This is a genomic window from Sporosarcina sp. Y352, from assembly GCF_056786535.1.
In genome coordinates, this window is record NZ_JBXCJE010000005.1 from 150,741 (window position 1) to 167,584 (window position 16,844).

At 42.7% G+C, this 16,844-nt stretch carries 20 protein-coding genes and 5 tRNA genes; 2 read left to right on the forward strand and 23 right to left on the reverse strand.

Going from position 1 to position 16,844, the window contains the following annotated elements; all coding sequences use genetic code 11:
- Window positions 1–93: 93 nt before the first annotated feature.
- From AC1TO6_RS10495 to AC1TO6_RS10535, 9 genes are all read right to left on the reverse strand, one after another.
- Window positions 94–729 (reverse strand): anti-sigma factor family protein, encoded by a 636-nt coding sequence (locus AC1TO6_RS10495; RefSeq protein WP_482101558.1) that lies wholly within the window; start codon window positions 727–729, stop codon window positions 94–96.
- Between the two features lie 11 nt (window positions 730–740).
- Window positions 741–1,304 (reverse strand): RNA polymerase sigma factor SigW, encoded by a 564-nt coding sequence (gene sigW, locus AC1TO6_RS10500; protein ID WP_482101559.1) that lies wholly within the window; start codon window positions 1,302–1,304, stop codon window positions 741–743.
- 170 nt (window positions 1,305–1,474) lie between these two features.
- Window positions 1,475–2,380 carry an arginase gene (gene rocF / locus AC1TO6_RS10505; protein WP_482101560.1) on the reverse strand — a complete coding sequence of 302 codons (906 nt, stop codon included), beginning with the start codon at window positions 2,378–2,380 and terminating at the stop codon, window positions 1,475–1,477.
- A gap of 80 nt (window positions 2,381–2,460) precedes the next feature.
- Window positions 2,461–4,194, reverse strand: a complete 1,734-nt coding sequence (locus AC1TO6_RS10510; protein ID WP_482101561.1) for a putative bifunctional diguanylate cyclase/phosphodiesterase — start codon at window positions 4,192–4,194, stop codon at window positions 2,461–2,463.
- A gap of 193 nt (window positions 4,195–4,387) precedes the next feature.
- Window positions 4,388–4,462 (reverse strand) — tRNA-Gln (locus AC1TO6_RS10515).
- Between the two features lie 123 nt (window positions 4,463–4,585).
- Window positions 4,586–4,669, reverse strand: a tRNA-Tyr gene (locus tag AC1TO6_RS10520).
- Window positions 4,670–4,765: 96 nt separating this feature from the next.
- Window positions 4,766–4,837, reverse strand: a tRNA-Glu gene (locus AC1TO6_RS10525).
- Window positions 4,838–4,958: 121 nt separating this feature from the next.
- A tRNA-Thr gene (locus tag AC1TO6_RS10530) sits at window positions 4,959–5,034 on the reverse strand.
- A 3-nt stretch (window positions 5,035–5,037) separates the two neighbouring features.
- A tRNA-Asn gene (locus AC1TO6_RS10535) sits at window positions 5,038–5,112 on the reverse strand.
- Between the two features lie 193 nt (window positions 5,113–5,305).
- Between AC1TO6_RS10535 and AC1TO6_RS10540 the strand changes: the two genes are divergently transcribed.
- Entirely contained in the window at window positions 5,306–5,968 is a 663-nt protein-coding gene (locus AC1TO6_RS10540) for a polysaccharide deacetylase family protein (protein ID WP_482101562.1), read from the forward strand.
- A gap of 72 nt (window positions 5,969–6,040) precedes the next feature.
- Here AC1TO6_RS10540 and AC1TO6_RS10545 read toward each other — a convergent pair whose 3' ends face one another.
- On the reverse strand, window positions 6,041–6,730 hold the full coding sequence (locus AC1TO6_RS10545) for a KinB-signaling pathway activation protein (protein WP_482101563.1): 690 nt from the start codon (window positions 6,728–6,730) through the stop codon (window positions 6,041–6,043).
- A gap of 142 nt (window positions 6,731–6,872) precedes the next feature.
- On the opposite strand from AC1TO6_RS10545, the gene gerD reads away from it, so the two are divergent.
- Complete coding sequence (gene gerD, locus AC1TO6_RS10550) at window positions 6,873–7,487, forward strand: spore germination lipoprotein GerD (RefSeq protein ID WP_482101564.1); 615 nt, start codon at window positions 6,873–6,875, stop codon at window positions 7,485–7,487.
- Window positions 7,488–7,509: 22 nt separating this feature from the next.
- Here gerD and AC1TO6_RS10555 read toward each other — a convergent pair whose 3' ends face one another.
- The 13 genes from AC1TO6_RS10555 to rpsM form a co-directional block, all read right to left on the reverse strand.
- The gene (locus AC1TO6_RS10555) at window positions 7,510–8,565 is read right to left on the reverse strand and encodes an Mrp/NBP35 family ATP-binding protein (RefSeq protein WP_482101772.1); all 1,056 of its coding nucleotides are present in this window, start codon (window positions 8,563–8,565) and stop codon (window positions 7,510–7,512) included.
- Window positions 8,566–8,645: 80 nt separating this feature from the next.
- A complete protein-coding gene (locus AC1TO6_RS10560) occupies window positions 8,646–9,362 on the reverse strand; it encodes an N-acetylmuramoyl-L-alanine amidase (RefSeq protein WP_482101565.1) in 717 nt (238 codons plus the stop codon).
- 127 nt (window positions 9,363–9,489) lie between these two features.
- Window positions 9,490–9,786 carry a rhodanese-like domain-containing protein gene (locus AC1TO6_RS10565; protein ID WP_482101566.1) on the reverse strand — a complete coding sequence of 99 codons (297 nt, stop codon included), beginning with the start codon at window positions 9,784–9,786 and terminating at the stop codon, window positions 9,490–9,492.
- Between the two features lie 91 nt (window positions 9,787–9,877).
- Window positions 9,878–10,270, reverse strand: a complete 393-nt coding sequence (gene rpsI, locus AC1TO6_RS10570) for a 30S ribosomal protein S9 (protein WP_482101567.1) — start codon at window positions 10,268–10,270, stop codon at window positions 9,878–9,880.
- Window positions 10,271–10,288: 18 nt separating this feature from the next.
- Complete coding sequence (rplM, locus tag AC1TO6_RS10575; protein WP_340793008.1) at window positions 10,289–10,726, reverse strand: 50S ribosomal protein L13; 438 nt, start codon at window positions 10,724–10,726, stop codon at window positions 10,289–10,291.
- Window positions 10,727–10,896: 170 nt separating this feature from the next.
- Entirely contained in the window at window positions 10,897–11,649 is a 753-nt protein-coding gene (gene truA, locus AC1TO6_RS10580) for a tRNA pseudouridine(38-40) synthase TruA (protein WP_482101568.1), read from the reverse strand.
- Window positions 11,650–11,660: 11 nt separating this feature from the next.
- Window positions 11,661–12,458, reverse strand: coding sequence for an energy-coupling factor transporter transmembrane component T family protein (locus AC1TO6_RS10585; protein WP_482101569.1), 798 nt, complete (start codon window positions 12,456–12,458; stop codon window positions 11,661–11,663).
- Entirely contained in the window at window positions 12,458–13,327 is an 870-nt protein-coding gene (locus AC1TO6_RS10590; protein WP_482101570.1) for an energy-coupling factor ABC transporter ATP-binding protein, read from the reverse strand. The genes AC1TO6_RS10585 and AC1TO6_RS10590 overlap by 1 nt, the downstream gene beginning before the upstream one ends.
- A complete protein-coding gene (locus AC1TO6_RS10595) occupies window positions 13,303–14,148 on the reverse strand; it encodes an energy-coupling factor ABC transporter ATP-binding protein (protein WP_482101571.1) in 846 nt (281 codons plus the stop codon). Before AC1TO6_RS10595 ends, AC1TO6_RS10590 begins: the two co-directional genes overlap by 25 nt.
- A 411-nt stretch (window positions 14,149–14,559) precedes the next feature.
- On the reverse strand, window positions 14,560–14,940 hold the full coding sequence (rplQ, locus tag AC1TO6_RS10600; RefSeq protein ID WP_482101572.1) for a 50S ribosomal protein L17: 381 nt from the start codon (window positions 14,938–14,940) through the stop codon (window positions 14,560–14,562).
- A 32-nt stretch (window positions 14,941–14,972) separates the two neighbouring features.
- A complete protein-coding gene (locus AC1TO6_RS10605; RefSeq protein ID WP_482101573.1) occupies window positions 14,973–15,917 on the reverse strand; it encodes a DNA-directed RNA polymerase subunit alpha in 945 nt (314 codons plus the stop codon).
- Window positions 15,918–16,051: 134 nt separating this feature from the next.
- Window positions 16,052–16,441: a 30S ribosomal protein S11 gene (gene rpsK, locus AC1TO6_RS10610; RefSeq protein WP_482101574.1), complete on the reverse strand. Its 390-nt coding sequence runs from the start codon at window positions 16,439–16,441 to the stop codon at window positions 16,052–16,054.
- Window positions 16,442–16,466: 25 nt separating this feature from the next.
- Window positions 16,467–16,832 carry a 30S ribosomal protein S13 gene (rpsM, locus tag AC1TO6_RS10615; protein WP_067204810.1) on the reverse strand — a complete coding sequence of 122 codons (366 nt, stop codon included), beginning with the start codon at window positions 16,830–16,832 and terminating at the stop codon, window positions 16,467–16,469.
- Window positions 16,833–16,844 lie beyond the last annotated feature (12 nt).

Consider the following 16,844-nt stretch of genomic DNA (forward strand, 5'->3'; position numbering starts at 1 on the left):
GTACAGTATAGCATAACAGTACTCAACTGTCTTTCCTCACAAGACACAAAGAGCGACCGTCCCTGCTCGCGGCAGTAGCATCGGTCGCTCTGTTTACTCCCCGTCTTGGTTCTTTTCAGTTGACGCTGGGATGATTGCCTTGGCTGTTTCTTTCATTTTGTACCATAGCCAATCAAAGACTTTATCAATCTCCTCATTCTTGCCTGTTACAACCGCCGTAGAGGCCATATATTTAGAACCCCTAATAACGGTTACATCACCATCTACTTTTCCATCAATTCGGAGCGTACCGTTTTTAACAACAATATCCCCTTCAATGGTTTCCCCAGCAGGAACGAGTACCGTTTGTCCCTCAACGATTAGATTCGGTTGTTTTGTCACTGAAAATTGCTGTTCATTCCCATAACTTGAAAAAAGCGTTGCGCTCATCAAGACGAAAAATAGGGCAGCAGCCGCAAATAGTGGATGTTTTCGCAACCAGCGCTGAGCACCTGCTTGGGACTTTTCTTTTGGAAGACGCGCCATGACAGCGTCAACAAATTTATCTGGTGCTTTTATTTGAGCAGCACTTCCTATAAAAGCAATGGACTCGGTTAACCCATTCATAATTTCTCTACATTCTGAGCAGCTATCTAAATGTTCTTTCAACTGCCGCTCTTCATCGCGGCTAATGTCGCCATCTAAATACGCGTGCATGTAGTGAACGATTTGTTCCGGACACGTATTCATATTATTCCCTCCTACATGGTACCCATCTGTTTCCGAAGTACTTCCCGCCCTCTATGAACACGGGTCTTTACGGTCCCTAAAGGTAGCCCTAAAATGTCACCAATTTCTTGCAGCGGTAATTCTTCGATATATCTTAAAATGATGACAGAACGATATTTATCCGGGAGCCTACCAATTTCATAATGGATACGTTGCTGTAATTCCATTCTTTCAACTTCATCTTCCGGAAGTTCGTCCGTTGCAGCAAGTTGCGAATACATATTCAGACCATCCGTACCTGGTACATTAGCATCAAGGTAATAAGCAGGTTTCTTTTTGCGGATGCGATCGATGCATAGATTCGTTGCAATTCGAAACAACCAAGTTGAAAACTTCCGCTTTTGGTCAAATGTATGAATATTGATATATGCACGGACAAATGCTTCCTGTGAAATATCTTCCGCCTCTTGCGCATTTCCGAGCATCCTGTAACACACTTGGTACAAGCGATGCTGAAATAACGTTACGATCTCCTCAAATGCATTTTGATCGCCTTTCAGAACTTCATTTATTCGTTTATTGATAAGTTCATCCAATGTTTTTCATCCTCCGCTCTATGCGGCTGTCCCTTCTATACGTTTGAAGGTGGCGACAGGTTTCATTTTTTATATTAATTTTATTTTACCAGAGTTTACTAAATACTTCCTCCATTAATGGATAAAAGAAAAAAGCCCATCTTAGGAGCCGGATGGGCTTTCAATACCGATTAAAGTAGCTTTTCTCCAAACAATGAACCCATTAAACCTACTGCAACATCAGCAGTTTTATTTCCTTCGTCAAGAATTGGATTTACTTCTACGAATTCGGCGGAAGTAATTATTCCTGAGTCTTCCAGCATCTCCATTGCCAGGTGGCTTTCTCTGTAACTAATGCCACCCGGCACAGGCGTCCCGACTCCCGGTGCGTATAACGGATCCAATCCATCAAGATCCAGGGACAAGTGGACACCGTCAACTTCATGTGAGCGTAAGTAAGCGATGGCTTCTTCCATCACTGTTGTCATTCCGTAACGGTCTATTTCGTGCATTGTGAAAACTTTAATACCCGATTCCTTAATCAATAGACGTTCATCAGGATCAACCGAACGCGCACCAATAACGACAATGTTTTCCGGTTTAATTTTTTGCCCTTTACTATGTATATTGACGAGACTTTCATGTCCAAGGCCTACGCTTACAGCAAGAGGCATCCCATGGATATTTCCGGATGGTGAGATTTCAGCTGTATTAAAATCAGTATGCGCATCATACCAAATTACACCAAGGTTGTTGTACTTACTTGCAAGACCCGCCAATGTACCGATTGCAATGCTATGATCCCCTCCTAAAACGAGTGGGAATCGACCTGCATCCAAGACTTCAGCCACTTTCATCGCAAGATCCGTGGTCGCTTGTATGACTTCGTCTAAATTCTTCAAATTCGTATCCTTATGTTTTTTCTGTTCCACAACACTTACACGGATATTCCCTTCATCCGTCACCTCATGCCCTATCGATTCCATTCTATCAACAATGCCTGCATATCGAATTGCACTTGGACCCATATCTACTCCACGACGACTTTGTCCAAAATCGAGCGGAACACCTATTATCGATATATTTAAACGTTTCATGACAAGTACCTCCCCCTTTTCTATATATCTATTGTAAGTCTACAATAAGGTTTGGCTCAACTCGACAAATAACTGAATAATTATTCGTTTCTATCTACTTTTCCCATTAACTTTTCACACACATCTGGCGGGGTAGGTTTACTGAAATAATACCCCTGCCCTTCACGACATCCCAAATTCTTCAAAATAGTCACTTGTTCTTCCTGCTCTACGCCTTCAGCAACGACGTTCAGACCAAATGTATCCGCAAGTGTTACAATGGCCTTGACAATTGCAAGGCTGTCTTCATTCATATGTATATCCCGTACGAAAGACATGTCAATTTTCACTGTATCCACCGGCAATTCTTTAAGGTAACTGAACGTGCTATAGCCCGTCCCAAAATCATCAATGGATACTGTAATACCTAAATCCCTTATTCCCCTAATTCTCTCTTGCATGTCTTGCCTATCCGCAAACGCACTTTCCGTTAATTCAATTTCGATTAAATTCGCGGAAAGGCCAGTTTCATCGAGTATCATTTTTACGGTTTTGACAATCTCCGGTTCTTCCAATTGGACGGCGGACATATTGACAGCAATCGGTAAAGGCGCATATCCTCGTTCCTGCCACTCCATCGCCTGCCTGCACGCTTGTCGTAGCACCCATTCTCCCAAAGGAATGATGATTTTCGTTTCTTCAGCGACCGGGATGAACTTATCTGGCGAAATCCTGCCGAGATCCGGATGATTCCACCGTACGAGTGCTTCAACGCCCACTAATTTTCCAGTCTTCAAGTTTACCTTAGGTTGATAATCTAAATGCAATTGACCGAGAACAACACTTTTTCTCAACTCATTCTCCAATAAAATTCGTTCCAAGGTATTGGACGCCGTGCCGTGTTGATAGACTTCAACGCCACCGCCGCCATTCGCTCTTGCGATGGATAGGGCTTTTTCCGCTTTTATCCTCAGTTCAGAAGACTTTTTAGCATGCTCAGGATAAAGAGCGATGCCAAAACTAAATGAAAGTGTATGCTGCTGATCCATTACTTCAATCGGCTCCTCCAGCAATTGTTGCAATTCCCGTGTTAGCTGTTCTGCATGTGCTGCATTTCGTATATTCTTTAGAAGTATTGCAAACTCGTCACCCGAAATCCTGCCAACAACTTGTTCTCCTTGGAGGCTATCTTTTAATCTCTTTGCAACAACAGACAAAACATAGTCACCTGCCTCATAACCAAGTGAATTATTGACATAGCGTAGTCGATCGATATTTAGATAGACAATTGCCAGATTTGTACGATGTTCCTTAGACTTCTCTACTTCTTCTAGCAGTATTTTCCTAAAAGAAGTCCGGTTCGGCAAATCTGTTAATTGATCATTGTAAGCCAGTTTCCGTACCAGTTGTTCCGACTCCTTACGCGCTGTGATGTCATAGCGAATTGAAATGTATTGATAAGGGTTTCCTTTTTCATTCAGAAACGGAACGATTGTCGTATCCACCCAATAATGTGAACCGTCTTTAGCTTTATTACAGATTTCACCGCGCCAGTTATTCCCGCGGCCTATGGTGCCCCACATATCCTTGAAAAACGCACGCGTATGATAGCCTGAGTTAATAATCCGGTGGTTGGCACCAACAAGCTCTTCAACGCTGTACTGTGCTATTTTTGTAAATAGCGCATTGACATAGACTATCTTGCCAGTGCGATCTGTAATGGCCACGATGGCTGACTGATCAAGTGCATAGGCTATATCTCTGAGCATTTTTTCCGGACTGTGACTGCTATCATGACGTATTAAATCGTCTATCATTTTATTATTTTCTAGCATACAATCACTTCTCTCTAAGGTTTCCTTTACAATTCGACAAAAAACAATACTTTTCAATAGTGTATATTAAATGAATGCTAAAGTGCTAGACTGAAATGAACTTAAACATGAAACAAAAAAACCCTTCTCAAATTTCCAGAAGGGTTTAATAAAGCTATTTGGATTTCACATGGTTTTGGTAAAGCAAAAAAAATGGCTGGGGTAGCTGGATTCGAACCAACGAGTAACGGAGTCAAAGTCCGTTGCCTTACCGCTTGGCTATACCCCAATGGTAGAAGGATTACTCTTTTTAACGCTTCGTGTAAATAATTCATGGAAAACTCTTTTCAACACTTTGTGTAAATAATTCATGGAAAACTCTTTTCAACGCTTCGCGTTGAAAAAGTTTAATTGGTGGTGGGGGGCAGATTCGAACTGCCGAACCCGAAGGAGCGGATTTACAGTCCGCCGCGTTTAGCCACTTCGCTACCCCACCAAGTATAGTATAAAGAATTAAGTTTTAAACCTAACAAATTAGATTTAAGTACTTAAGGTAAACTAATTTCACTACAACGTAATGAAAAAGTTTTAATGACCCCTACGGGATTCGAACCCGTGATACCGCCGTGAAAGGGCGGTGTCTTAACCGCTTGACCAAGGGGCCTCATAAAATAATAACTTCCAACTAAGTGTTACTAGTCGTAATAATTATAATTTGTGGCGCATTCCTACGTCTTCTTACTAAAGCCATAATGAAGATATAGTTATATGAACAAGAACTTCTCTGGAGCTTCCAGCCGGAATCGAACCGACGACCTCTTCCTTACCATGGAAGCACTCTACCTACTGAGCTATGGAAGCATATGGCTCCGCAGGTAGGACTCGAACCTACGACCGATCGGTTAACAGCCGATTGCTCTACCACTGAGCTACTGCGGAATAATTAAGTATAGACGTTATTGCCATTACGACAAATTCCATTATAACAAGAAGAAAATATATATCAAGTCTTTTTTAAAATTTGTTTGTTTGCTTGTTCCCGACAGCAACTTTTATATATTACCACATCTTTTTCATATTAGTCAACTGTCTTTCATAAAGTATATTATACATTGTTTAAAGGGGACAACATATGAGAAACAAATACTTCTTCACCGCTATCGTCTGCTGTGCGCTTCTCCTGCTCCTCCCTGCCTTACCTAAACAGATGTCCTTAGTATCTGTCTTCCGAGTAACGGAGGAGCCTGCCGTAATCGTGCGCGGTACTAGCGGCTCTGCACTAACCGTGAATATTTCATTTGGAGATAGTGAAGTCGAGCAGTGGTTCCAGGAATTAGGCAAACCTTATCCCCTCATTTTTGTAGATATGAAGTGGGCTGATCGCTTTCCTGAAACTGTACAGCTTATCAAAGAAAAAAATATTCCAGTCGGACTTCTTGGGGACGAAGGAATGGCTTACGAACAAAATACACCATTGTTCATTGATCAGCTGGAGCGTTTTGAAAAAACATTCGGTCTTAAACCTCTTTGGTTTCGAACGCGTGATGAGGTATTTCCAGTAGCATTACATAACATGCTCTGGGAGGCGGAAATTAATGCTCTTGGTTCATCTGTAGTTTGGCGAGGTGGTGATCTTCCACCAGTTACTAAAGGGGAAATTCTATCTATTCCCCACCATCGTGAAGATCGTATAAATTTAGCCGAATTAAAGAAACTAAACAAAGATCGAACATTTATTTCGGTGGAAACAATGCTGTTTGAAACAAAAGTGAAGGTTAAGAAGATACCCAAATGAACATTTTGGTTGTATTATACCCCGAATTTTAAAAAACAGTACAGTTCGCCATATGGGCTACTGTACTGTTTTTCATTTTGTTTTGGATGCCTTTTGAGCATTCTGGACTTTACGGCGTGCTTTTTTTCGTTCTTCTAGTTTCGCCTTATCTTCATCTGACTGCCTGTTGTACTTTGGAAGCACAAGAAGTTGATAAGCATTAACCGCAAGAAGTGGGAATAGCAACATTGTTACCCATGAATCGATATTTCCTGAACGTACCATCAGTGCGGGTAACCATTCAAGCGTTGTAATAACAATCATGAAAAACAGTGCTGGAATAAGTGTATATTTCTTTGTCCATTTCGCCTTAAAATAAGCCGTTATAGCCGATACAGCCACAAGTGTTACCAGCAATCCAAGATATAACATTGTTCGTCCTGTTTCACCCGTCGTCAATTGGAACCTGAAGAAGATGAGATCAAATAAAACAATCGCAATGATTAGAAGCTGAACCCAGTTCCATAAAGTAAGTGTTTTGAAGATATTTACACCGAATTGATGAATTGTCAAATAAGCAAAAAAGCCCATTTGTGCGACAACGCTCATGGTGAAACCTAGAAAAATTAACCATAGAAATGCACCTATGAATTGCCCGTACTCACCATTCGTTAAATATCCAGAAAAGAATTCCCAGCGGATAATAAGTCCTGCAATCCCCGTTACGAATCCTCCGATTAATAGTGCTGTAAAAAAGAATTTTACCCAATTTCGTATAGTCACGATAGTGTTCCTCCGTTTTTATTACTTCCAATAGTGTAACAACGTTTTCACGAAAAATCTATTTCATTAAACGTTTCATGCATATTTATCGTTGGATTGTGAACAATAAATGAAAATGCTTGTGGAAGGGAATTTGATTTCCATGAAAAAAAGAGTCCTACTACTATTATTTACAGTTTTTCTGCTGACAGCGTGTGGAGCGCAGCCGACAGCTCCAACATACGATGAAATGAAGAAAATGATGACCGATTCACTTCAGACGGAGGACGGAAAGAAAGCGGTTCGGCAAATGTTTGCTGACCCCGAATTCAAAGAACTGCTTATCTTGGAGCAACCTGTAGTAAAGAAATCCGTTGAAGATACGCTTCTTTCTAAAAAAGGAGAAGACTTTTGGAAAAAGACATTTGAAGATCCAAAATTCAACGAGAGTTTTGCTAAAAGTGTAAAAGAGCAGCAGCAAGAAATCATGAAGCAATTAATGGATGATGCTTCGTTCCAAAAACAAATGGAAGAATTTTTCTCCCAGCCAGACATGTTAAAACAACTGGAAACAGTTACACAATCGGCAAATATGAAAAAGCATCTCGAAAAGGTCGTTCAAGAAACAATTAACAGCCCGTTAATGCAAACGAAGTGGCAAGAGCTCATTTTAAAAGCTGGGGATCCAAAAGCGGAAGAAAGTGGCGGTGGCGGTGGCGGTGGTGGTGGCGGCGGCGGTGGCGAATCCGAGAAAAGCAAAAGTGGAGGAGGCCAATAGCCTTCTCCACTTTCTCTGTTTTTCACTTTTCTGTTTTTGTAATAATAGTTGCCGCGATGTCCATGTAGATTTTTCCAATAGCATGGTCTTCTGCATAGACTGAAGGAGCAAAGTCTTCTTCATCCCAGTCTGGTTGACCTAGTGGAATCTGTCCTAACAACTCTGTGCGGAGTTCCTCGGCCAGCTTCACACCGCCGCCCTGTCCAAATACAAATTCACGTTCACCTGACGCTTTTGATTGGAACCAAGACATATTTTCAATAACTCCGAGCAATTCATGATCTGTTTGAAGCGCCATCGCTCCTGCACGCGCAGCCACAAATGCAGCTGTGGGATGCGGAGTCGTCACGACGATTTCTTTAGAAGTCGGAATCATTTGATGGATATCGAGTGCTACATCTCCTGTGCCGGGTGGCAAGTCGAGGAACAGGTAATCGAGATCGCCCCATTCAACGTCACGGAAGAATTGGTCAAGCGCTTTCCCCAGCATCGGGCCACGCCATACTACAGGCGCATTATCTTCAACGAAAAAGCCCATCGAAATAACCTTGACACCAAGTCGCTCCACCGGGATTATCCGATCACCGCGAACCACTGGTAAATCAGTTACGCCCATCATATCCGGAACGCTGAATCCGTAAATATCCGCATCAATTAAACCGACTTTTTTCCCAAGCCTAGCTAGCGCTACAGCAAGGTTTACCGACACAGTCGACTTTCCTACGCCTCCTTTACCAGAAGCTATTGAAATGAATTCTACGTTACTCAATGGGGACAGAATATCTTGAGCTTCCGATTCTGTCACTTTTCCACGGAACTGTTCTAGCACCTCTGCCGGTAATTCTTCGAAACGGATACCGACGGAATCGGCTCCTGCTCCTTTCAATGTATCGACAACTTGCGTTTGAAGACCCATTTGTTCGGCTGTGTTAATTTTTGCGATTGCGAGCTTGACACTGACATGTTTTTTCTCAGGCTTGATCGTCACGCCAATAATTCCACTCGTCTCCGCAAGCGTTTTATGTAAAAATGGATCTTTCAACTGTCCCAATAACTCACGTACTGCTTGTTCGTTCATCAATATAGACACCCCTTGGAGGTTAATTAATTCTTCCCCAAGTATAACATAGTATTCTGTTTTCAAGGATTGTTTTCAGCTCACCTTTCGTCCGCAGTATGAAACTCTATAATGCCTTCAGTTATTGCATTAGCCACTTTCCCTTGATACGCCGGATCTGTCAATAGAGCTCGTTCTTCGTTATTAGAGATAAAACCCGTTTCTACGAGGACTGCCGGAGTTGGTACTTTTTTCAACAAATAGACACCCTTTATCGCCATCGCAACCCTTTCCGTGTTTTTCAAATTCGTTCTAAATGATTCTTGAATTGATTTCGCCAAAAATTCACCGTTCGGATCTCCTTCGGGGTGATAGAACACTTGGGAACCGCGCCACTTTTCTTGGGGTATGGCATTGACATGCACACTGATGAACATATCCGGAGTTTCTTTAATCGCGATACTTTCCCTTAATTGCAAATCCGCCATTTTACGTTGCCTTATAGTTCCAAACGTTTCTTGCGGTGCATGTTCAGCCAAAGCATCACCGTCTTTCATCCGCGTCATGATAACAGTTGCCCCTTTCTTTTCAAGACGCTTTTTCAATTCATGTGAAATACTCAGAGTGATGTCACGCTCTACAACGTCTTCAAATGAAGCTCCTCCGTCCAATCCTCCGTGTCCAGGATCAATAAGAATCTTTACACCCCCGAGTTCTGCAGGCATGAAAAAGTTTCGATCAGACGAAGCATTCACCCCATACAGGACAACCACGAGAGAACATACAAAAAGCAAACAAATTACCAACCACCGTTTCATAGGGACACCGCCTTTTTCCCCACTATACGCAGGAATGCCAGCGGATATGTCCCACTTGAGACTGTCAGAAAAAATTGAAAGAGATAAAAAAAAGAGGAAACCTATAAAGGTCCCTCTCAAAACTTACTTATTCAGTCGCACCTTCCCATTCGAGCATGCCGCCTACCATATTTGTTACATCATAGCCTTCATCACCCAGGAACTCCGCTGCACGCCCGCTACGGCCGCCTGAACGACAAATGAGTATGTATGGCTTAGATCTATCTAACTCGTCCATACGGATCGGTACATCACCTAGAACGATGTGTTTCGACCCAGGTATCATTCCTACCGCTACTTCATCCGCCTCACGCACATCTATCAGGTTGAACTGTTCACCTTTCTCCAAACGTTCCTGTAACTCGGTTGTTGTGATCTCTTTCATAAAAATCATCCTTTCCCTTTTTCTATGTCTATACTTTAACACAGAAAAGCCCTTTTCCACGAATGGAGAAGGGCTTTTCTTAAATGCAATATTAACGTTTTGAGAACTGTGGTGCACGACGTGCGCCTTTAAGACCTGGTTTTTTACGTTCTTTCATTCTTGAATCACGCGTAAGAAGTCCTGCTGATTTAAGAGCCGCGCGGAAGTCAGGATCTACTGAAAGTAGAGCACGTGCAACTCCGTGACGGATTGCGCCAGCTTGTCCTGTGTATCCTCCGCCATCAACGTTTACAAGGATATCGTAGCTTCCAAGTGTTTCCGTTACTACGAGTGGTTGTTTGATGATTTCGCGAAGTGTTGCGAATGGTACGTAGTCTTCTACGTCACGTTTGTTGATGGTAATAGTGCCATCTCCAGGAACTAGACGTACACGAGCTACTGAGCTTTTACGACGGCCTGTGCCGAGATATTGTACTTGTGCCAAGTTATTTCCTCCTCTTAATTAACCGCGAAGTACGAATACTTCTGGTTGTTGTGCTGCGTGCGGGTGATCCGGTCCAGCGTATACGTTAAGTTTTCTGTATGTTTGACGGCCTAAAGGACCTTTTGGAAGCATTCCTTTAATTGCAAGTTCAAGCATTTTTGTAGGGTAGTTTGTACGCATCTCAAGAGCCGTACGTTGTTTCATGCTGCCCGTGTAACCTGAGTGACGGTAGTAAATTTTGTCTTTCAATTTGTTACCTGTAAGATGTATTTTTTCTGCATTGATGATGATGACATGGTCACCTGTATCAACGTGTGGTGTGAACGTAGGTTTATGTTTGCCGCGCAAAAGTGATGCAACTTCAGAAGCAAGACGACCAAGCGTCTGTCCTTCAGCGTCGACAACGAGCCATTTACGCTCTACTTCGTGACCTTTAGCCATGAATGTTGTACGCATAATTTTATCCTCCTAAATGAATATCTATTCGTTCCCGTTTTCTCTATCCCTAAACACAATTTTACCTTCCGGGGCTTCTTTGTGGGGTTATTAGAAATACCATTACTCATCTTATCTCGAATACCACATTAAGTCAAGCATCTTTTCTAAATACACCAGGAAAAGTTGCCTCAGTCTTGATAGCTTACATTTTCAAGGTACAAACCGTGTGCTGGTGCGGTTTTGACGTTGGCTTTCCGACTGCGAGAGTCGAGTATCTGTTTGACGTCATCAGACGTCTTCCAACCGTTGCCCACAACAAGAAGCATACCTGCAATACTCCTAACCATATTATATAAAAACCCGTCACCTTCAATGGTCATGATGAGGTATTCACCTTTTTTTTCAAGTGTTAGCTGCCTCACCGTTCGGACTTTATTGGTCGTAGCGGTTTTTGAAGAACAGAAGCTTGTAAAGTCATGCGTCCCAATAAAATGATTCGCAGCAATTTTCATTGCTTCTATATCAGGATGTGACCTGCCTAAATGAACAGAAAAATTACGCTCAAATGGACTATGCACCTCGCTATAAGACCACTTATAGACATACGTCTTTCCAGTAGCAGAATAGCGGGCATGAAAATCTTCGCTAACATAATCAGCTTGAATAATTCGTATATCTGTTGGAAGTAGAACATTCAACGCCAGTTGCCAGCGATCTGTCGGTAGTGACAGCGGAGTATCAAAATGAATGACTTGTCCTGTTGCATGAACACCGGAATCCGTCCTTCCACTTGCGACTGAAAAGATTTCCTTGTCCTTATGCATTTTCACAAGCGCCTTGTCAATTTCCGACTGCACCGTCCGCATACCCGGCTGTACCTGATACCCTGCGAAATGAGTACCATCATATGAAATTATTGCTTTCACACGCTTCCTATCCATTTACACGCCCCCTATGCCCTGAGTAGGAAGAGGACGACAATGAGAACGGCGAGTAAGCACATAATGGTTGTATCGCGCCAATGCCACTTCAACAGTCGGTACCTCGTCCTACCTGCGCCTCCACGATAGCCGCGGACTTCCATAGCGACTGCAAGGTCTTCAGCACGCTTAAACGCACTCACGAAGAGAGGAACAAGCAAAGGAATGACCGAACGGATTCGCTGCTTAATGGAGCCGGTGCTAATGTCCGAGCCCCTCGCCAATTGTGCTTTCAATATCTTATCCGTCTCATCCATCAATGTTGGAATGAAACGAAGTGAAATAGACATCATCAGTGCCAACTCATGTACAGGCAATTTAAACCGCTTGAATGGACCCAGTAGATCTTCCATCCCATCCGTTATTGAAATCGGCGATGTTGTCAGCGTCAGTATAGACGTGAGTAAAACGAGTACAAGAAAACGAAGTGAAATGAAAATCCCTTGTCTTAATCCTTCTTCATAAATTTTAATGAATTTCCAGTCAACGAGCAAGGCTCCCTCTTTCGTGAAAAGAACATGCATGAGAAAGGTGAAAATAATTAGAAATAAAATGGGCTTTAAGCCGTTGAGAAGAAAATAGAGGCGTATTCTTGAACTGAAGATAACTAACACAGTAAATCCTAATAATAAAGCATAGGTCACTGCATTATTTGCAAGGAACACGCCAATGATAAATAGAAAAACAAATGACAGTTTCGAACGTGGATCGAGCTTATGAATAAATGAATTACCCGGGATAAAACGACCGAAGATCATTTTCTCTAGCATTAACGGCCACCTTCTTCCGCAGCGGCAGTCGCAATCGCTTTTGCGAGCTGTTCTTCCGTAAGTGCCAGAGCATTAAGCGGACGGCCAATTAACTGTTCAATATCTCGCTGAAACTTTACTGAACGCGGTAAACCGAGCCTGAAGGATGATAGTATCCCTTCATCTTCGAAAACTTTTTGCGGGCTGCCCGACAAGACTGAAGTTCCATCATGCATAACGATGATATTATCCGCATAACGTGCAGCATCCTCCATACTATGTGTGACCAGGATTGTCGTGAGGTTTTCCTCAGTATGCAGGCGATTAAATAACTCCATGATTTCACGGCGACCGCGCGGGTCAAGACCCGCTGTGGGTTCATCCAAAACGAGTACTGACGGTTTAAATGCTAGTACACCGGCAATTGCAACTCTGCGCATCTGGCCACCTGACAAATCAAAAGGAGACTCCTGTGCAACTTCTGCCGGCAAACCCAGCAATTTTATCAATTCATGTGCTCTTCTTCTAGCTTCTTCTTCAGGTACACCAAAATTCATAGGACCGAACATGATATCTTTCTCAACCGTCTCTTCAAAAAGTTGATGTTCAGGGAACTGGAATACAATTCCTACACGACTGCGGACTTCTTTCAAACCTTTTGCCTTCGTGCCTGCAGAAATCGTAGTATCACCTATTTTCACTACACCTTCTGAAGGCTTTAGCAAACCATTCAAATGCATAAGTAGTGTCGACTTTCCAGATCCAGTATGCCCAATTATGGCTGAGTAAGAACCCGATGGGATTGTCGCATTAACATTGTGCAAAGCCCTCTTTTCAAAAGGAGTGTCTTTCCCATACAAATACCCTACTTGCTGAAGTGAGATGTCCATAATTCATTCACCAACTCTTCTTCTGTCATATGCTCACCAGTAATCTCCATCCCAAGCTCCCGCAACATTCCCGAAACCCGCAATGCAAATGGCAAGTCAAGACCTATTTCCTCAAGCTCCGCACCTTTGGCAAATATCTGCTCAGGCGTCCCAACTGACAAGACTTTTCCTTTGTTCATGACAATAATGCGGTCTGCAAGAAGCGCTTCTTCTAAGTCGTGTGTAATCGAAATAACAGTAAGACCCGTCTTACGCTTCAATTCTTCAACTAAATGAATGACTTCATTACGTCCTTGCGGATCAAGCATCGACGTTGCTTCATCCATAATTAGAAGTTTCGGATGTAAAGCGAGCGCTCCTGCAATGGCAACGCGTTGTTTCTGTCCGCCTGAGAGATGGTGCGGCTCATGATCTAGGAATTCACTCATATTAACCTGCTTAAGTGCTTCATGAACTCGAGTTACCATTTCATCATAAGGGACACCGTTGTTTTCCAATGCAAATGCAACATCATCTTGGACTGTTGAACCGACAAACTGATTATCTGGATTTTGAAAAACAAAACCCATCTGGGAACGAATCCCCCATAAATTCTCTTCTGTCAGTTTTTCATTGAATAAATTGACATTCCCTTCATCAGGAAACAGTAGTCCAATCATCATTTTGGCAAGTGTCGACTTACCTGAACCGTTATGGCCGACAATTGCTATCCATTCATCGTCATGTACCGTAAATGTCACGCCATCGATTGCTTTTTTCGTCTCCTCATTCTCACTTTGATAAGAATAAGATATATTATCCATCGACAGAATTTCCTTCATCGCCTTCCACCTCCGGCTACATTCACAGTATGTATACTACTAAGGATCCCCTGCAAGTTGACAGGGAATCCCATTTATAAAATTTAGACATTTAATTTTGGATAAAAAAAAGCGCGCACCTCATCCGAAGAAATGCGCTCATATCTATGACTGTTCCAGGTGCTCAATCCGGAACCGCGGATGAGGTGCGTAGAGCTAGACCAGACGTTAAAAACGACGATCGTAACACTCAGCTTTTAAAGGTGTCGTATAAATTTTTAAAAAAAGGGTGCGGCTCTGGGTACGCCAGACACACCCTCTGAAGATTTACTTAAGTACTCCTTCGGTGAAATTTCACCAAAGGCTATACTTGAGTTATCATTCGCATTCATCGCTCTACTTAAAAAAGGAGATGACTACTGCTGAATGTTGTTAAACGAGTTCGATAACAACGACAGGTGCTCCGTCGCCGCGACGAGGTCCCATTTTCATGATACGTGTATATCCACCTTGACGCTCAGCGTAGCGTGGAGCGACATTATCAAAAAGTTTTTGGATTGCGAAGATTTCTGTCTCTTTGCCTTCATCGTCCGTCAATGTAACGAGTTCACGACGGATGAATTGTGCAACTTGTCGACGTGCATGCAAGTCTCCACGTTTTCCAAGCGTAATCATTTTCTCAACAACTGAACGCAATTCTTTCGCACGAGCTTCTGTCGTTTGAATACGTTCGTGGATGATAAGATCTGTAGCTAGGTCGCGAAGCATTGCTTTACGTTGTGAACTTGTACGTCCAAGTTTTCTGTATCCCATAGAAGTTTCCCTCCTTCAATCTATAAATTCGCTCAATCTTCCGTGCGTAACTCCAGGTTAAGCTCGTCCAACTTCGCTTTCACTTCTTCAAGTGATTTACGTCCGAGATTTCGTACTTTCATCATTTCATCCTCTGACTTGGTAGCAAGTTCAAGAACTGTATTGATGCCAGCACGTTTTAGGCAGTTGTATGATCTAACTGAAAGGTCGAGTTCTTCAATCGTCATCTCAAGCACTTTTTCTTTCTGATCTTCCTCTTTTTCCACCATGATTTCAGCAGTTTGTGCTTCATCTGTCATACCGACAAATATATTCAGATGCTCCGTCAAGATTTTCGCCCCGAGTGAAACAGCTTCTTTAGGACCGATGCTGCCATCTGTCCAAACATCAAGTGTTAATTTATCGAAGTTTGCCATTTGACCAACCCGAGTATTTTCCACTTGGAAGTTAACGCGTGAAACAGGAGTATAAATGGAGTCGATTGGAATAACGCCAATTGCGAGATCCTCACGTTTGTTTTGATCAGAACGTGCATAACCACGTCCACGTACAGCATACATACGCATGCGCAAGTGTCCGTTTTTACCAAGAGTCGCAATAGGAATTTCAGGATTCAACACTTCTACGTCACTATCATGTGTAATGTCCGCAGCTGTGACGACTCCTTCGCCTTTCACGTCTATCTCAATCACTTTCTCTTCATCTGAATAGATTTTAAGAGCCAGTTTCTTCACGTTCAAAATAATTGTTGCGACGTCTTCGACGACACCTTCAATTGTTGAGAATTCATGAAGCACGCCATCAATCTGAATCGATGTAACGGCAGCTCCTGGCAGTGAGGATAGAAGGATGCGGCGTAGGGAATTCCCCAAAGTATTTCCGTATCCACGCTCAAGTGGTTCGATGATGAACTTACCGAACTTGATGTCTTCGCCGATCATAACTGTTTCAATCTTTGGTTTCTCAATCTCGATCATTCATTTACCCTCCTTCAAAACGTCAAATGTATTGGCCGTTCCATATTGAAATCGATTATCATAGACGGCAAATTGCAATCGCACAATCATTTTTGACAAAAATTGTGTTTCTCAATCATATGGAGTAAAAGCCATTATACACGACGGCGTTTTGGCGGGCGGCATCCGTTATGTGGAACCGGTGTTACGTCTCTAATTGCAGTAACTTCAAGTCCTGCAGCCTGTAGTGAACGAATTGCTGCTTCACGTCCAGCTCCTGGACCTTTAACAGTAACTTCCAACGTTTTCAGACCATGCTCCATTGATGTTTTAGCAGCTGTTTCAGCAGCCATTTGTGCAGCAAATGGAGTTGATTTACGAGACCCTTTAAAGCCTAGTGCACCTGCACTTGACCAAGACAATGCGTTTCCTTGCATATCTGTAATTGTAACGATTGTGTTATTGAATGTTGAACGGATATGTGCAATCCCGGATTCAATATTCTTTTTCACACGACGTTTACGAGTTTGTTGTTTACGTGCCATGTTAAGAAGATACCTCCTTTACCTATTATTTTTTCTTGTTCGCTACTGTCCGTTTTGGACCTTTACGAGTACGTGCGTTGTTTTTCGTGTTTTGTCCACGAACGGGCAAGCCACGACGATGACGGATTCCACGGAAGCTACCGATTTCCATCAAACGTTTGATGTTAAGGGAAGTTTCACGTCGAAGATCACCTTCAACTTTAAGTGTGTCCATTTGTTCACGGATTTTATCGAGCTCAGCGTCTGTAAGATCGCGAACACGCGCGTCTTCAGAGACTCCAGCTGCTGCCAATACTTTCTGAGCAGTTGTTTTTCCGATTCCGAAAATGTAAGTTAATGAAATGACTACGCGCTTATCGCGCGGAACGTCTACACCAGCAATACGTGCCATATATATTGTGCA

What these genes read in the sequence shown, in the direction of transcription:
- AC1TO6_RS10495 (WP_482101558.1), bottom strand. Translation starts at nt 729, where the DNA reads ATGAATACGTGTCCGGAACAAATCGTTCACTACATGCACGCGTATTTA.
- rocF (WP_482101560.1), bottom strand. Translation starts at nt 2,380, where the DNA reads ATGAAACGTTTAAATATATCGATAATAGGTGTTCCGCTCGATTTTGGA.
- AC1TO6_RS10510 (WP_482101561.1), bottom strand. Translation starts at nt 4,194, where the DNA reads ATGCTAGAAAATAATAAAATGATAGACGATTTAATACGTCATGATAGC.
- AC1TO6_RS10540 (WP_482101562.1), top strand. Translation starts at nt 5,306, where the DNA reads ATGAGAAACAAATACTTCTTCACCGCTATCGTCTGCTGTGCGCTTCTC.
- gerD (WP_482101564.1), top strand. Translation starts at nt 6,873, where the DNA reads ATGAAAAAAAGAGTCCTACTACTATTATTTACAGTTTTTCTGCTGACA.
- AC1TO6_RS10555 (WP_482101772.1), bottom strand. Translation starts at nt 8,565, where the DNA reads ATGAACGAACAAGCAGTACGTGAGTTATTGGGACAGTTGAAAGATCCA.
- AC1TO6_RS10560 (WP_482101565.1), bottom strand. Translation starts at nt 9,362, where the DNA reads ATGAAACGGTGGTTGGTAATTTGTTTGCTTTTTGTATGTTCTCTCGTG.
- AC1TO6_RS10565 (WP_482101566.1), bottom strand. Translation starts at nt 9,786, where the DNA reads ATGAAAGAGATCACAACAACCGAGTTACAGGAACGTTTGGAGAAAGGT.
- rplM (WP_340793008.1), bottom strand. Translation starts at nt 10,726, where the DNA reads ATGCGTACAACATTCATGGCTAAAGGTCACGAAGTAGAGCGTAAATGG.
- truA (WP_482101568.1), bottom strand. Translation starts at nt 11,649, where the DNA reads ATGGATAGGAAGCGTGTGAAAGCAATAATTTCATATGATGGTACTCAT.
- AC1TO6_RS10585 (WP_482101569.1), bottom strand. Translation starts at nt 12,458, where the DNA reads ATGCTAGAGAAAATGATCTTCGGTCGTTTTATCCCGGGTAATTCATTT.
- AC1TO6_RS10590 (WP_482101570.1), bottom strand. Translation starts at nt 13,327, where the DNA reads ATGGACATCTCACTTCAGCAAGTAGGGTATTTGTATGGGAAAGACACT.
- AC1TO6_RS10595 (WP_482101571.1), bottom strand. Translation starts at nt 14,148, where the DNA reads ATGAAGGAAATTCTGTCGATGGATAATATATCTTATTCTTATCAAAGT.
- rplQ (WP_482101572.1), bottom strand. Translation starts at nt 14,940, where the DNA reads ATGGGATACAGAAAACTTGGACGTACAAGTTCACAACGTAAAGCAATG.
- AC1TO6_RS10605 (WP_482101573.1), bottom strand. Translation starts at nt 15,917, where the DNA reads ATGATCGAGATTGAGAAACCAAAGATTGAAACAGTTATGATCGGCGAA.
- rpsK (WP_482101574.1), bottom strand. Translation starts at nt 16,441, where the DNA reads ATGGCACGTAAACAACAAACTCGTAAACGTCGTGTGAAAAAGAATATT.
- rpsM (WP_067204810.1), bottom strand. Translation starts at nt 16,832, where the DNA reads ATGGCACGTATTGCTGGTGTAGACGTTCCGCGCGATAAGCGCGTAGTC.